Here is a 14,599-nt window from a genome sequence, read left to right on the forward strand (position 1 = left end):
ATGCGCGGCTTGCCGCGGATCACCAAAAACCAGGAGCCGCTTCGATGTCGCAGCGCAATGATCTGACGATCGATGAAGTCGTAAGGGATCCGATGATCCGCATGCTGATGAAAGCCGACCGCGTCGACCCGCGGTCCTTCGAGGCGATGCTGCGTGCGCTGGCGGACGAACAGGCCGAGCGCCGCAATGCGCCGCGCCGCCTTGAAGATTTCGGCTTTCTCGAAGATTCCGGCTCAACACGCAGCCGGCGGCTTTCCAGGGTAGCCAGGGCGTTTGGCCGGGCCAGAGCATCGGGCGAGGCATGCATATCATGGTAAACTTCTTCATTCATCGTCCGATCTTTGCGTCGGCGATCGCCATCATCATGGTGCTCGCCGGAGGGATCTGTTATTTCCTCCTGCCCGTCTCGCAGTTTCCCGACATCACGCCGCCCCAGGTCGTGGTCAGCGCCCATTACCCGGGCGCCAGCGCGCAGGTCGTCGCCGACACGGTGACGACGCCGCTCGAACAGCAGATCAACGGCGTCCAGGGGATGACCTATATGTCGTCGTCGAGCTCCAATGACGGCTCCTCGACGATCACGATCACCTTCGACGTCGGCTACGATCTGAGCACGGCGGCCGTCGACGTCCAGAACCGCGTTTCGCAGGCGGCTTCCTCGTTGCCGGCCATCGTCAATCAGGGCGGCGTGACGATCAAGAAGCAGAACCCGAACTTCGTCCTGATCGTCGACCTCACCTCGCCAGACGGTTCCGTCAACCCGGTCGCGCTGAGCAACCTCGCCTACTTGCAGGTGGTCGATCCGCTGAAGCGCCTGCCCGGCGTCGGCGACGTGCAGATCTTCGGTGAGCGGCGCTATTCGATGCGCATCTGGCTCGACCCCGACAAGCTAGCCAATCTCGGCATTACTGCCGTCGACGTGCAGAACGCCGTCGCCGAGCAGAACGTCCAGGTGGCGGCCGGCAAGATCGGGCAGTCGCCGGCTCCGGCCGGCACCGCCTTCGAGATGCAGGTCAACGCCGTCGGCAGGCTGAGCGATCCCAAGGAGTTCGGCGACATCGTCGTGCGGGCCAATACCGCCAACGGCTCGCTGGTCAGGCTGCGCGACGTTGCGCGCATCGAGCTCGGCGCGCTGCAATATTCGTCGTCGGCCTTCTTCGGCAAGGACCCGACGGTGGTGCTCGCGGTCTACCAGATGCCGGGCTCCAACGCGCTCGATCTGCAGCAGCGCGTCAAGGACAAGATGCAGGAGCTGTCGGCCCGTTTCCCGAAGGGCGTCAGCTACGCCATGCATTACGATACGACACGTTTCGTTTCGGCCTCAATGCACGACGTGCTGATCACGCTCGGCGAAGCGCTGGTCCTGGTCGTCGCCGTGGTGTTCATCTTCCTGCAAAGCTGGCGCACCACGATCATCCCGACGATCGCAATTCCGGTGTCGCTGGTGGCGACGCTGGCCGTCATGCATATGCTTGGCTTCTCACTGAACATGCTCAGCCTGCTCGGCATGGTGCTGGCGATTGGCCTCGTCGTCGACGACGCCATCGTCGTCGTCGAGAATGTCGAACGCCAACTTGAGGCCGGTCTCAAACCTCTGGCTGCCACGCGCACCGCGATGGCGGAGGTCACCGGCCCGATCATCGCGACGACCGCCGTGCTGATGGCGGTGTTCGTGCCGGTCGCCTTCATTCCGGGCGTGTCCGGCCGGCTCTACAACCAGTTCGCCCTGACGGTGGCGATCTCCTTCGGCATCTCGGCCTTCGTCTCGCTGACGCTTACCCCGTCGCTCAGCGCCGCCTTCCTGCGCCACCGGCCGGAAACGCAGTTCGTGCTGTTCCGCTGGTTCAACATGGGCTTCGAACGGCTGGCGCATGTCTATGCGAATGGGGTCCGTATTCTCATCCGCCTGCGCTGGATCATGCTCGGCGTGTTCGCGGCCGGACTTGTCGCGACCTATTTCGTCTGGCAGCGCCTGCCCTCGACCTTCCTTCCGGTCGAGGACCAGGGCTATTTCTTCGTCGTCATCCAGCTCCCCGACGGGGCCTCGCTGGAACGCACCGACGCGGTGGCGCAAAAGGCACGCGACATCCTGCAGAACACGCCCGGCGTCGACATCGTCGGCTCGATCAGCGGCTTGAACTTCCTGACCAGTGCCGCGCAGTCGAATTCGGCGGTCGAATTCGCTATCCTGAAGCCATGGGACGAACGCGGCCCCGATCAGAGCGCGTCTAAGCTCGTCGCCGACGTGCGCAACAAGCTGCTGCAAATTCCAGAGGCTTTTGCGCTGAGCTTCGACCCGCCGTCGATCCCAGGCATTGGCACCACCGGGGGCTTCGAGTTCCAGGTCGAGGACCTGACCGGCCGCGGCAGCGTGGCGCTCAACGATGCGACGCAAGCCGTGATTGCCGAGGCGCGCAAGCAGCCCGAGCTCAACCCACAGCAATTGTTCTCGTCGTTCTCGACCTCGACGCCGCAGTTCAACTACGATCTCGATCGCGCCAAGGCGAAGCTGCTCGGGCTCAACCTGCCGGACGTGTTCAATACGCTGCAGATCTATCTCGGCTCGCTCTATGTGAACGATTTCAACCTGTTCGGCCGCACCTTCCGGGTGACGATACAGGCCGACAAGGACTCTCGCGCCGGTCCGGCCGACATATCGCGGCTCTATGTCCGCAATGCGTCGGGTGGCATGGTGCCGCTGAGCACGCTGGGCAAGCTTGTGCCCGTCGTCGGCCCCGAGACCGTGCCGCACTACAACAACAATGCGTCGGCCCTGATCAATGGCGGCGCCGCCCCCGGCTTTTCGTCCGGCCAGGCGGTGGCGGCGATGGAACGTGCCGCTGCCACGGCATTGCCGAGAGATTTCGGCTACGAATGGACCGGCATCACCTATCAGGAGCTCAAGGCGGGATCGATCGCATCCGTCGTCTTTGGTCTCGCGATCGTCTTCGTCTTCCTGATCCTCGCCGCGCAATATGAGAGCTGGGCGATGCCGTTCATGGTGCTGCTGGCGGTGCCGCTCGCACTGTTCGGTGCATTCGTCGTGCTGTGGCTGCGCGGCATGCAGATCGACGTCTATTCGCAGATAGGCTTCGTCATGCTGATCGGACTGGCGGCCAAGAACGCGATTCTGATCGTCGAGTTTGCCCGGCGCCGGCGCGAAGAAGGCCTCAGCATCGTCGACGCCGCGATGGAAGCGGCGCGGCTTCGGCTGCGACCGATCCTGATGACCGCCTTCGCCTTCATCCTCGGCGTGCTGCCGCTGATGTTCGCCACGGGTGCGGGTGCCGCAAGCCGGCAGTCGATCGGCACCACCGTCTTTGGCGGCATGGTCGCGGCGACGATCCTGTCGCTGGTGTTCGTGCCGGTCTTCTATGCGGTGATCGAGCAGCTGCGCGAGCGCCGCAGCGAGAGCGAACCGGTTTCCGAAGCGACCGAACAACCAACTGCCGAACCCGCCTTCGAGCCATTGGCCGAAGCGGCCGAATAGGACTGGAGAATTGATCATGCGTAAATGGAAAATCGCGCTGGGAACGGCCGTCGCCCTTGGGGCGATTTCGGTGGCGAGCGTTCACCTGCTCGACATGGGCAGCCTCAGCCTCAACGCCGGCACAGCCGGGGCGGCGACACCCAAGCCGGAAGCTTTTGTCATGCCGGTGCCGGTGGTGAGCGTCGTCAAGAAGACGATCCCGATCTATCTCGACTACGCCGCCCGGGTGGAGCCGATCCGCAGCATCACGCTGCAGGCGCGCGTGCCGGGTTATCTGCAGGAGCAGGTCGCTACCGACGGCAGCGACGTTGCGAAGGGCGACCTTCTCTACAAGATCGCCCCTGAGGATTTCCAGGCTGCCCTCGAGCAGGCGAAGGCGCTTATCCAGCGCGACACGGCGACGCTCGACTATGCGCGCTCCAATCTCGGGCGCGGCAGCGAACTCGCCAAGAGCGGCTATCTCGCCAAGGACGTGTTCGACCAGCGCACCAGCACCTTGCGTGAGGCTCAGGCCTCGCTCGCCGTGAACCAGGCCGCCTTGCGGACCGCCGAGCTCAATTTGAGCTACACCGAAATCCGTGCCCCGTTCGCGGGACGCATCGGACGCAGCCAAGCATCTGTTGGAACGCTGGTCAGCGTCGCCGGCACGGTGCTCAATTCGCTGGTGCAGCTCGATCCGATCTACGTCACCTTCAATCCGAGCGAAACGGACCTGACACAGATCGAGGAGGCCCGCGCCGCGGGACCGATCAGTGTCGACGTCCTGCTTCCCGGTGAAACGGAACCGCGCCAGAAGGGCGATCTTACCTTCATGGACAACACGATCGATCGATCGACCGGCACGATCACGGCACGGGCGACGGTCGGCAACGGCAAGTTCACGCTGCTGCCCGGCCAATATGTCCGCGTCCGGCTGCACGTCAAAGAGCAGCCCGATGCGCTGATGGTACCGCAGACGGCACTCGGCTCAGGCCAGCTCGGCAAATACCTCTATGTCGTCGGCAAGGACAACACGGTCGACCAGCGTATCGTTTCGCTCGGACCGACCAATGGCGATCAGGTCGCCATCTTGAGCGGTGTGGCCGAAGGCGACCGGGTGATTACCGGCAATCTGCAGAAGATCGGCCCGGGAATGCCGATCTCGCCGCTGCCCGAGAAACCGGCCACCTGATAACCCCCATCAGGTTCCGGTCCCGCGGCGCCCTCGGCTCCCACGCCAAGGGCGCCGTTTTTGCTGATGTTTTCGACACGGCCGATTCAAGCCGTAGTGCGAACGGCGGCTCTGGCGACGATGGCAGCATAGAGGCGCTCTCCAACTGTGAAGGCAGTTTGTGGATCAGCAAACGAGACATCCATCCAGCCGACGGCTTGTCGCGGCTACACGTATCACTCGCGCGAACGCCCGCTTCGACCTGGATGGATGGACTGCTGGATTTAGGCGGCATAAGGCACCGTCTTCCAGGTCAAATCCTGGCGCAACGGTTTCGCCGGTCAGGCCGCCTGCAGGATCCGGATCCCGTGGCGTCCGGTAAGCTCGATCACGCGGTTAATCATGCCAGCGGTCGGCGGGCCGGAGGGCGCGTCCTTGGATGCAGCCTCTTCGAAGAATGCGATCATCTCGTCGTCGACGATCGCCATGAAAATAACCGGCACGGGACCAGCATTGCGATAGCCATGGGGCGCGTTGCCCGGAATGGTGACGACATCACCGGGTTCCACCTCATATTCTTGCGCGACCCCATCGATCATTGTCCATATCGTGAGGGTGCCCTCGAGAATGCGGAAAATTTCCGCGGAAGGATGCGTGTGGGGCGGCGTGCCGCTTCCAGGAGGTACCGTGACGTCGATCACGTTGAGTGCCGTCCCAGCGAGCTTTGCCCGGACAGCGACCTGATCGCCCATTACCCAGAAGCCTTGAACCGAATCGGCCGGATGGACCGTCGCTTTGGTCTTATGCCAAGTCACTTGCTTTTTCCTTTCGAACAGCGCCTTGCTGCGATTTTGCCGCATTGAGCAAGGCGCGAATTGCCCAGGCGGCTGCCTCTCCGGCCTCACGGCCGGTAAGACCCCAGTAGTCTTTCATCGTCTGCCAGGCAGTGGCGCTGAACAGGAGCTGGATCACGGCCTCAAGCTGGCGCGCCGCCTTCGGGTCCATTCCGTTTGCGACTTGCGAAAGGCTGCTCTGAAAGGCACGTTGCCGCTCACCATTGGCTTGCAGGCGCATCTCGCGCCCGGTAGCGCTCGCATGCGAGGCTCTGACTACGCCTTCGATTGCGTCCAACGAGGCGAAAAGGTCGGGAGGAAGATCGATCAGATCCTGCTCCCGCTCAGGCCAGAACCGCACTCCCAGAGAGGCATTGGTGCTGGCCCAAAAGGCTTCCAAAAGCGCTTCCTTCGTCGGGAAATGGCGGAAGATGGTCCGTCGGTTTACGCCCGAAACCTCGGCAACCTCATCGAAGCCAAGGAGGCTGTACGGATTTTGCTCCAGAATCGTTCGAATGGACGCGAGGATGCGCTCGCGCGTGGCCTGCGCCTGCTCTGCCCGCAGCGGGCTCTCGTATTTCTGAGTCATCGTTTGTGAATTCATGTCACTGCTAGTGACACAAACCTTCCCAGTCGTCAATGGACATTGCGAAGGCTACGCACCAGGTTGTTTCCCGCTGCGAGAAGCCAGCTGACGCTCAGCGGCCGGGACCTGGTCGGCTTGCATGGTCAGGCTGGCCGAGGCCGGAAGGGCGCCAATGTCTCCAGGATCGAGAATCCAGCTCTTGTAAGATTGTCGACAATCTGCTTGTCTTGCTTTCGGTTCCCTGGAGCAGCCGAATGGCAAAGCTGGATTTCAGTCCGATCGCGGATACGACACGCAGGGCCGAGATCGTGGGGCTGCTCCGGCGGGCGATCCTGACCGGCCGGCTGGAACCGGGACAGAAGCTCAACGAACTCAGGATTTCCGAGCAGATGCGGGTGAGCCGCGCGCCGCTGCGCGAGGCAATGCGCGAGCTGGTGCAGGAAGGCATCCTGACCAGCATCCCCTACGCCGGAACCTTCGTCATCAACGTCACCGCCAAGGACATCGACGACGCCTATTCGCTCAACAAGGTGCTCGACGAGTTCGCCATCGAGCGGACCTGGCCGCTTCGCGACCAGCGCTTCTTCGACGAGCTTGACCGGCGCCATGCGGCGGTGAAGCAGGCGACGCGCGGCCTGGACACGACGCGGCAGATCGAAACAGCGCTGCAACTGCATGGCCTGATCCACGAATGGGCCGACAATTCGGTGCTGCTGGAAACCTGGCAGCGGCTGACCAGCCGGCTGCAGATGTATTTCGCGCTGCACCAGCGGGCGCGCAACGAGCCGGTGCCTGCCGTAGATGCTCACGAGACCTATGTACGGCTGCTCAAGGGCAGCGACATGCGCGCCGCACAGCGCCACGCCAAGGACCATATCGACCTGGATTTCGAAGAACTGCTCGCCTATGCGCGCGGGCTGGAACAGCGCGGCTCAAAGGGCGCCGGCGCCGATCGTGCCGGCCGACCTAAAGGCGGCTGAGCCCGACAAATTTGACGGACATCCCGGAACACAGACAACGGACAGAAAACGTGCAGATCAAAACCATCAAGGCCTACCATGTCGTGCAGCCCTTCGTGGACGGGCCCTACCGCATGTCCAAGGGGCGTGTCGCCGATGCGTTCGACGCGGTGATCGTCGCCGTCACCGCCGATAGCGGGCTCACCGGCTGGGGCGAGATGGCGCCGCTTGGCAATTTCTATTCGCCTGCCTTCGCTGCGGGTACTCGCGCCGGCGTCGTCGAGATCGCGCCGCATCTCATTGGCCATGACCCACGCGGGCTTGCCAGTATCAACAGGTTGATGGACACGGTGTTCAAGGGCCATCCCTACATCAAGTCGGCGCTCGACATGGCATGCTCGGATCTCGCGGCGCGCGCCGCCGACGTGCCGCTGGTCACGTTGCTTGGCGGCCGCGAGAGCGAGACGGCGGAACTCTACAAGGTCGTCACCCACGGCACGGTCGACGCGATGGCCGCACTTGCCAAGCACATCGTCGGGAAAGGATTTCAACGGCTGCAGGTCAAGGTCGGCGGCAACGTCCATGACGACATCGAACGCGTCACAGCCGTTGCCGCCGCGGTGCCGAAGGGCACCGTCATCTTCTGCGACGCCAATGCCGGCTGGACCCCTTACGAGGCGCGCCAGTTCGTGGATGCGACGCGCACCATCGACTACACGTTCGAGCAGCCCTGCACGACGATCGACGAATGCCTGTCGGTGCGCCGCTCGCTCGACAAGCCGATGGTGCTCGACGAATCCGTCGCCTCGTTGGACGATATGCTCGACATCCACCGCAAGGGCGCGGCCGACGGGCTGACGCTGAAGATCTCGCGCCTCGGCGGCGTCACCAAAACGCGCCAGATCCGCGACCTTGCCGTCGACCTCGGCTTCATGATCACGGTCGAAGACACTGGCGGCGCCGAGATCGACACATCGGCCATGGCGCATCTGTCGCTGTCGACGCCGGAGGAGCGCCGGCTGCACGCCATCGCCTTCCACGAATGGGTGACGGTGCGCACCGCATCCAACATGCCGCCGGTTTCGGGAAGCCGTATGGGCATTCCGGATGGGCCGGGCCTCGGCATCGATGTCGTTCCCGGCCTGCTTGGTGCGCCCTTCTTCGAAATCGGCAGCTGAGCTACAACAAGGCTGCACCCAATCAACCTGAATATGCCGCGTCCTTCTGACTGCGGAGGCACGGCCGTGTGGATGACCGCTCCTCCAATCGTCTTCGGCCGATTGCAGAGCGACAATGCCCAATTGCCGGTTGAAATATTTTTCATTTGCAAATAGAAATGTTCAAACCGTTGATTTGGACGCTGCGGCGCGTCAGGAACTGGAGGAAGCGACATGTCCCATCCGCAATTTGCAGCGGAACTTCTGCAGCGCGCTGAACAGCAGGGGCCGATCACCATCGGGCTTGCCGGCGCCGGACAGATGGGCACCGACATCGTCGTCCAGGTCGCGCTGATGCCGGGCATGCGGATCGGCGCCATTTCCGAAGTCAGGCCGCAGGCAGCGATCGACGCGGCGCTGCTCGCTGGCCATGACCGTTCCGACATCGTCCATGCCGGCAATGCGGCCGCGATCGACCGCGCCATCGAGGCCGGCAAGATCGCGGTGACCGAAGATTTGCATGCGCTGGCGGCGGCCGGCCGGATCGACGTCATCATCGACGCAACGGGTAATCCCAATATCGGCACGCTGTTTGCGCTCGAAGTGATGAAGAACGGCAAGCATATCGTCATGCTCAATGTCGAGGCCGACATCACCATCGGCCGCTTCCTCAAGGAGGAGGCACGCAAGGCCGGCGTCGTCTATACCGGTGCCGCCGGCGACGAGCCCGCCTGCACGCTGGAGATCATCGGCTTTGCCAAAAGCCTCGGCTTCAACATCATCGCCGCCGGCAAGGGCAAGAACAATCCGCTGAAGATCGACGCCATGCCGGCCGACTACGAGAAGGAGGCGGCCGAGCGCAACATGAATGCGCGCATGCTGGTCGAATTCGTCGACGGCTCGAAGACGGCGATCGAGATGGTGGCGATCGCCAATGCGACCGGCCTGGTGCCCGACGTGCCGGGCATGCACGGCCCGACCGCGACGCTGGAGGAGTTGGCCAGCGTGCTTTGCCCGCGCGAGGATGGCGGCGTGCTGCATCGCAAGGGCGTGGTCGATTACTCGATCGGCAAGGGAGTGGCGCCCGGCGTGTTCTGCATCATCGAGACCCGGCATCCGCGTGTGCTGGAGCGCATGATCGACCTCAAGGTCGGCAAGGGCCCCTATTTCACGATCTTCCGGCCCTATCATCTGACCAGCCTGGAAGTGCCGCTGTCGGCGGCGCGCGCCGTGGTCTACAAGCGGGCCGACATGGAGCCGCTCGACCATCCTGTGGCCGAGGCGGTGGCGGTCGCCAAGAGCGATCTTGGCGTTGGCCAGTCGCTCGGCATGATCGGCGAGAACGACTATCGCGGCTTCGCCATGACCTGGGGGGATGCGCGCGCCCGCGGCGCCCTGCCGCTCGGCCTTGCCGAACGCGCCAAGGTGGTCAAGCCGCTCAAGACCGGCGACTTCCTGACCTATGAAAATTGTGTACCCGACGATTCGATGGTGATAACCCAGATCCGCCGCCGTCTCGACCAGTCGGACGGACGGTTCGTTACAAACGCAGCCTGACCCCGCCGGATCTCCGCCTGATGGACGATGTCGTAATCGGGATCGACGCCTCGACCACGGCCGTGAAGGCGATTGCCTTCGCGCGCGACGGCGAGGAGCTGTTCCAGGCGCGCGAGCCGTACCCGCTTTCAAATCCGAAGCCCGGCCGTTTCGAGCAGGACGCCGAACATTGGTGGACGGCGCTGCTTGGCGCATTGAAGCAGGTCACCGAGGCGGTCGGCGCTGCGCGGGTGGCGGCGATCTGCATCGCTCACCAGCGAGAGACCTTCACGCTGGTGGACAGCGCCGGCAAAGCACTCATGCCGGCGATCCTGTGGCTCGACGAACGCGCCCGGCCGCAGGTTATCAGGCTTTCGGCCGAACTCGGCCGCGAGGCGATCCGCGACTGGAGCGGCAAGCCGCCGGACCCGACGCCGGCGCTCTACGCCATTGCCTGGCTTGCCCAGCACCAGCCGCAAGTGCTTCGCCAGGCAGCGGCACTGGTCGACGTGCACGGTTTCTTCGTCCAGCGGCTGACCGGGCGATTGGTCACCAGCACCGCGAGTGCGGACCCGCTCGGGCTGCTCGATGTCGAGAAAGGTACCTGGCATCCCCGCCTCGTTGCGGCCGCCGGACTGCAGATGGAGCAATTACCCGAGCTGGTCGCGCCAGGCGTGGTCTGCGGCAGTCTTTCCGCAAGCATAGCCCAGCTGACCGGCCTGAGGGCCGGCACGCCGATCGTTGCCGGCGCTGGGGACGGCCAGGCGATGGGCCTCGGCATGGGCGTCTACGGCGAGGGCAAGAGCTATCTCTCGCTCGGCTCCGGCGTGGTCAGCGGCTGCTATTCCGGCAAGGTGAAAACCTCGGACGCCTTTCGCACGCTGGTCTCGCCGACCGGCTCCGGTTTCATGCTGGAGACCGTGCTGCGCTCGGGCATGCAGCTGGTCGACTGGATCGTGCGAACCACCGGTTCGCCCTCGGCGGCAGCGCTGGAGAAAGTGGCGCTGGATGTTGCCGCGGGCAGCGAGGGCCTGCTCATCATGCCCTATTGGGCCGGCGTCATGAGCCCGTATTGGGACGGTGCGGCGCGCGGCGCCATTGTCGGCCTGTCGCTCGATCACCGGCCGGAGCATCTCTTCCGCGCTGTCCTGGAAGGCATCGCCTTCGAGCAGGCCGTCGCCACCGAGGCCATGGAAGCCCAGGCCGGCGGACCGGCGGCGATGATCGCCCCCCGTGGCGGCACCAATTTCGCGCTGCTAATGCAGATCATGGCAAGCGTGCTCGAGCGGCCGCTCTCGGTTTCGCCGGTCAACGAAGCCGCCGCACTCGGCGCTGCCATGCTGGCGGCAGCGGCTGTCGGCTGGTTTGCCTCGCCGGAAGCCGCAGCAGAGGTAATGGCTGCCGCTCCCACCAGGCATGTCGATCCGGTCGACGGGCTTGTCGCCGCCTATCGCAGCCGCAAGGAAATCTACCGCGACCTTTACCAGGCGACGCGCGATATCCACACCCGCCTCGGCGCTCTCGGCGAAATCTAGCGGTTGAGCAGCCCCTTTGCCGCGTCTTCGTCGGTGATCAGAACCGATACCTTGGTGTTGGCGAGCGCAGCCCGCATTACCGCTACCTTCTCGCTGCCGCCCGACACCAGGATGATGCTCGGGATATCCGACAGATCCTGCAGCGGATAGGCGCAGACGCGGCGGTTGACCTCGTGGTCGACCGGGCGGCCCTCGGCGTCGATGAAATGACACAGAATATCGCCGACGGCACCGGCCGCCTGCAATTCCTCGAGTTCGCTTGGCTTGATGAAGCCGTAATTGGCGATCGGGCTGTCGTTGGAAAACGAGCCGACGCTGAGCACGGCGATGTTTGCCCGGCGTGCACGGAAGACGACGTCCTGAACGCTGCGCTGGCTCATGAAAGCGTCGCGCTGCTCCGGCCTGTCGGCATAGACCGGCACCGGCAGCAGGAAGCACTCTGCACCGATCTTTTCGGCGAAATCCCAGGCGCTTTCTGTCGGGTTGAGCGGCTGGGCATGGGTGAGGCCGCCAAGCATCGAAACCACCGTCGTCCTGGCGATGGGCCGCCGCGGCAATTCATTGATGGCGAATTTCAGTGTCCGCCCCCAGCCCAGTGCGATGACATCGCCGGCATTCACATGGTCGGCCAGGTAGGCGGCGGCGGCGTGGCCGATCATCAGCGGCGCGTTGCTTCGGTCGGCCGCCGACGGCACCACAACAGCCTGGCTGAGCCCGAACCGCTGCTTGAGGCTTTCCTCCAAAATCACGCATTCGACGACGCTGTCGCGGATGCGAAACTGGACGACACCCTCTTCGCGGGCGGCGGAGAGAATGCGATGCACCTTGATGCGGCCGACGCCGAGAATTTCGGAAATCCGCTCCTGTGTAAGGCCCTCGACATAATAGTGCCAGGCGGCGCGGGCCTTGAGTTCGGCGTCGGGGAAGCGCGAGGCTCTTTCGTTCTCTACGATCGTCATCTGTTTGCCTTGCCGCAGCCGCCGGCTCTGCTCATGATATTCCAATCCGGCGACTTCGAAATGCCCAAGATTTTCGAGACCTTGCGTAAGGCAAACCGCCGGACAGCGCAAACCGTGCTCGAATGAAGCGGCAGGCCTTGACAATTTTCCGATGAACAGTTTAGCTGAACAAAATTGCATGTTAAAGATAAATTGTTCACAGGGAGGGGCCTGGTGAACAAAGTGGCCCGGTGATGCAGCGCCGGATTGCTGTGGAGGAGACAAAGTGGCTGTGAGCAACGACGCAAGCAATTTGAAGGCAGGCGAGTTGAAGGCAGGCTCTGGCGCGCAGGCTACGGCGGGCGCAAGGTTTTCGGCTGTCTTTGCCGGAACCATGGGCCCGCTGATCGGGCTGGTTCTGCTGTGCGTGGCGCTCTCGCTAACCACCGACACCTTCCTGACTGTCCGCAACATCCTCAACGTTCTCGACCAGGTCACCGTGCTCGGCATCATGGCGATCGGCATGACGCTGGTCATCCTGATCGGCGGCATCGACCTGTCCGTCGGCTCGGTACTGGCGCTGGCTTCCATGGTGATGGGCTTCGTCGCCCATCCGGACTATCTCAATCTCGGCCTGCCGGCCGGCATCGCCGCAGCCCTCGTCGTCGCCGGCCTTTGCGGGCTGGTTTCGGGCCTGCTGGTGACGGTCACCAAGCTGCCGCCCTTCATCGCCACGTTGGCGATGATGTCGGTGGCGCGCGGCCTCGCCAACATGATCACCGACGGCTCGCAGATCGTCGGCTTTCCCGACTGGTTCACCAGCCTGTCGATAATCCGCCATTTCGGATTCCTCTCGGTCACCGTCGGGCTGATGATCGTGCTTGCCGTCATTTTCGCGATCTTCCTGAATTATCGCGCTACCGGCCGTAGCCTGTACGCGATCGGCGGCAGCGCCGAAGTCGCCCGGCTGTCCGGCATACCAGTCAAGTCGCTGACCAACTGGGTCTATGCGATCTGCGCCGTGCTGGCCGGTCTCGCCGGCATCGTGCTTGCCGCCCGGCTCGATTCCGTCCAGCCGAGCTCCGGCCTTGGCTACGAACTCGACACCATCGCGGCGGTGGTGATCGGCGGCGCCAGCCTGTCGGGCGGCGTCGGTTCGATCGGCGGCACAGCCATCGGCGTCCTCATCATCGGCGTGCTGCGCAACGGGCTGAACCTGCTCGGTGTCTCGCCCTTCATCCAGCAAGTGGTTATCGGCGTGGTGATCGCGCTGGCGGTGGCCACCGACACGTGGCGGCGCCGAGCACAATGAAGAATGGGGCACAATGAAGAATTGGGCTCAATGAGATTCGCCCCGATATTCGGGCGAAAACGGATCGGTGATCCGAAACTGGGAGTTGTTCGGCCAAGGGGCGCCGCGATGCGCGGGCAGGACAGATTGAACATCAACGGAGGAATAAACATGCTGACCAAACGTTCATTGCTGCTTGCCGCCGCGGCCGTCATCCCGCTGCTTGGCCTGTCCGACATGGCCTCGGCCAAGGAGGCCAAAAAGCTCGGCCTCGCCGTCGCCAATCTGCAGGCCGACTTCTTCAATCAGATCAAGCAGTCCGTCGAAGCCTACGGCAAGGAAAAGGGCATAGAGGTCGTTACCGTCGATGCCAAGGGCGATTCGGCGACCCAGGTCAGCCAGGTACAGGACCTGATCACGCAAAACATCGACGCGCTGATCTACATTCCGGCCGGCGCCACCGCCGCCACCGTGCCGACCAAGACCGCCAAGGCTGCCGGCATCCCAGTCATCAATGTCGACCGCAACGCCGACGGCGCGCCCGGCGACACCTTCATCGCAACCAACAGCGTGGCATCGGCCAAGGCGGTTTGCGACTACATCGCCAAGCAGGCCGGCGGCAAGGGCGAGCTGATCATCATCCACGGCCAGAAGGGCACGACGCCCGAGGTCGACCGCTCGAAGGGCTGCGGCGAAGCGCTGAAAGGCTATCCCGACATCAAGGTTGTCGGCGAATTGTGGAGCGAAGGCTGGCACCAGGACGAAGGCTTCAAGCTGACGCAGGATCTGTTGCAGTCGCACCCCGACGTGTCGATCGTCATCGGCCAGGCCGACGCGCTGGCGCTCGGTGCGGCGCAGGCCGTCAAGGTCGCCAATCCCGGCCACAAGGTCTGGGTTGCCGGCTTCGACGGCGACGTGGCGGCGCTCAAGGCACTGAAGGACGGCGTCTTCGACGTGACCGCGACGCAGCAAACCCAGGGCATGGGCCGGCTCGCCGTCGATGCAGCAATCAAGCTGGTGGCCGGCGAGACCATTCCCGCCGAACAGCTGCAGGATGCGACGCTGACCACCAAGGACAATGTCGAGCAGTTCATCGCCAAGCATCCCTGATTGAGACCAGTCCG

At 63.7% G+C, this 14,599-nt stretch carries 12 protein-coding genes; 9 read left to right on the forward strand and 3 right to left on the reverse strand.

Features of this window, described 5'->3' with window-relative positions; translation table 11 throughout:
• Positions 1-44 precede the first annotated feature (44 nt).
• The 3 genes from NKI47_RS11850 to NKI47_RS11860 are packed head-to-tail and all read left to right on the forward strand — an operon-like array spanning position 45 to position 4,661.
• Positions 45-317 carry a hypothetical protein gene (locus NKI47_RS11850; RefSeq protein WP_031211028.1) on the forward strand — a complete coding sequence of 91 codons (273 nt, stop codon included), beginning with the start codon at positions 45-47 and terminating at the stop codon, positions 315-317.
• Positions 311-3,490, forward strand: coding sequence for an efflux RND transporter permease subunit (locus NKI47_RS11855; RefSeq protein ID WP_352590112.1), 3,180 nt, complete (start codon positions 311-313; stop codon positions 3,488-3,490). The genes NKI47_RS11850 and NKI47_RS11855 overlap by 7 nt, the downstream gene beginning before the upstream one ends.
• 16 nt (positions 3,491-3,506) lie before the next feature.
• Positions 3,507-4,661, forward strand: coding sequence for an efflux RND transporter periplasmic adaptor subunit (locus tag NKI47_RS11860; RefSeq protein WP_352590115.1), 1,155 nt, complete (start codon positions 3,507-3,509; stop codon positions 4,659-4,661).
• Positions 4,662-4,981: 320 nt separating this feature from the next.
• Here NKI47_RS11860 and NKI47_RS11865 read toward each other — a convergent pair whose 3' ends face one another.
• Positions 4,982-5,455, reverse strand: a complete 474-nt coding sequence (locus NKI47_RS11865) for a cupin domain-containing protein (RefSeq protein WP_352590118.1) — start codon at positions 5,453-5,455, stop codon at positions 4,982-4,984.
• On the reverse strand, positions 5,442-6,062 hold the full coding sequence (locus NKI47_RS11870) for a TetR/AcrR family transcriptional regulator (protein WP_352455172.1): 621 nt from the start codon (positions 6,060-6,062) through the stop codon (positions 5,442-5,444). Before NKI47_RS11870 ends, NKI47_RS11865 begins: the two co-directional genes overlap by 14 nt.
• Before the next feature lie 251 nt (positions 6,063-6,313).
• Between NKI47_RS11870 and NKI47_RS11875 the strand changes: the two genes are divergently transcribed.
• The 4 genes from NKI47_RS11875 to NKI47_RS11890 all read left to right on the forward strand — a co-directional run bounded on the left by NKI47_RS11875 (position 6,314) and on the right by NKI47_RS11890 (position 11,246).
• Positions 6,314-7,039: a GntR family transcriptional regulator gene (locus tag NKI47_RS11875; RefSeq protein ID WP_352590120.1), complete on the forward strand. Its 726-nt coding sequence runs from the start codon at positions 6,314-6,316 to the stop codon at positions 7,037-7,039.
• Between the two features lie 50 nt (positions 7,040-7,089).
• Positions 7,090-8,196, forward strand: coding sequence for a mandelate racemase/muconate lactonizing enzyme family protein (locus NKI47_RS11880; RefSeq protein WP_352590123.1), 1,107 nt, complete (start codon positions 7,090-7,092; stop codon positions 8,194-8,196).
• Positions 8,197-8,409: 213 nt separating this feature from the next.
• Positions 8,410-9,732 (forward strand): NAD(P)H-dependent oxidoreductase, encoded by a 1,323-nt coding sequence (locus NKI47_RS11885; protein ID WP_352590126.1) that lies wholly within the window; start codon positions 8,410-8,412, stop codon positions 9,730-9,732.
• 20 nt (positions 9,733-9,752) lie between these two features.
• On the forward strand, positions 9,753-11,246 hold the full coding sequence (locus NKI47_RS11890; RefSeq protein WP_352590129.1) for a xylulokinase: 1,494 nt from the start codon (positions 9,753-9,755) through the stop codon (positions 11,244-11,246).
• Here NKI47_RS11890 and NKI47_RS11895 read toward each other — a convergent pair.
• Positions 11,243-12,205, reverse strand: a complete 963-nt coding sequence (locus NKI47_RS11895) for a sugar-binding transcriptional regulator (protein ID WP_031211026.1) — start codon at positions 12,203-12,205, stop codon at positions 11,243-11,245. The genes NKI47_RS11890 and NKI47_RS11895 overlap by 4 nt on opposite strands.
• Before the next feature lie 307 nt (positions 12,206-12,512).
• Between NKI47_RS11895 and NKI47_RS11900 the strand changes: the two genes are divergently transcribed.
• Entirely contained in the window at positions 12,513-13,496 is a 984-nt protein-coding gene (locus tag NKI47_RS11900; RefSeq protein WP_502897030.1) for an ABC transporter permease, read from the forward strand.
• 150 nt (positions 13,497-13,646) lie between these two features.
• On the forward strand, positions 13,647-14,585 hold the full coding sequence (locus tag NKI47_RS11905) for a sugar ABC transporter substrate-binding protein (RefSeq protein WP_254820381.1): 939 nt from the start codon (positions 13,647-13,649) through the stop codon (positions 14,583-14,585).
• The last annotated feature ends 14 nt before the right edge of the window (positions 14,586-14,599 follow it).

The sequence above is a fragment of the Mesorhizobium sp. M0633 genome (assembly GCF_040320645.1).
Lineage (GTDB): Bacteria > Pseudomonadota > Alphaproteobacteria > Rhizobiales > Rhizobiaceae > Mesorhizobium.

What these genes read in the sequence shown, in the direction of transcription:
- NKI47_RS11870 (WP_352455172.1), bottom strand. Translation starts at nt 6,062, where the DNA reads ATGACTCAGAAATACGAGAGCCCGCTGCGGGCAGAGCAGGCGCAGGCC.
- NKI47_RS11890 (WP_352590129.1), top strand. Translation starts at nt 9,753, where the DNA reads ATGGACGATGTCGTAATCGGGATCGACGCCTCGACCACGGCCGTGAAG.
- NKI47_RS11875 (WP_352590120.1), top strand. Translation starts at nt 6,314, where the DNA reads ATGGCAAAGCTGGATTTCAGTCCGATCGCGGATACGACACGCAGGGCC.
- NKI47_RS11850 (WP_031211028.1), top strand. Translation starts at nt 45, where the DNA reads ATGTCGCAGCGCAATGATCTGACGATCGATGAAGTCGTAAGGGATCCG.
- NKI47_RS11905 (WP_254820381.1), top strand. Translation starts at nt 13,647, where the DNA reads ATGCTGACCAAACGTTCATTGCTGCTTGCCGCCGCGGCCGTCATCCCG.
- NKI47_RS11895 (WP_031211026.1), bottom strand. Translation starts at nt 12,205, where the DNA reads ATGACGATCGTAGAGAACGAAAGAGCCTCGCGCTTCCCCGACGCCGAA.
- NKI47_RS11860 (WP_352590115.1), top strand. Translation starts at nt 3,507, where the DNA reads ATGCGTAAATGGAAAATCGCGCTGGGAACGGCCGTCGCCCTTGGGGCG.
- NKI47_RS11855 (WP_352590112.1), top strand. Translation starts at nt 311, where the DNA reads ATGGTAAACTTCTTCATTCATCGTCCGATCTTTGCGTCGGCGATCGCC.
- NKI47_RS11885 (WP_352590126.1), top strand. Translation starts at nt 8,410, where the DNA reads ATGTCCCATCCGCAATTTGCAGCGGAACTTCTGCAGCGCGCTGAACAG.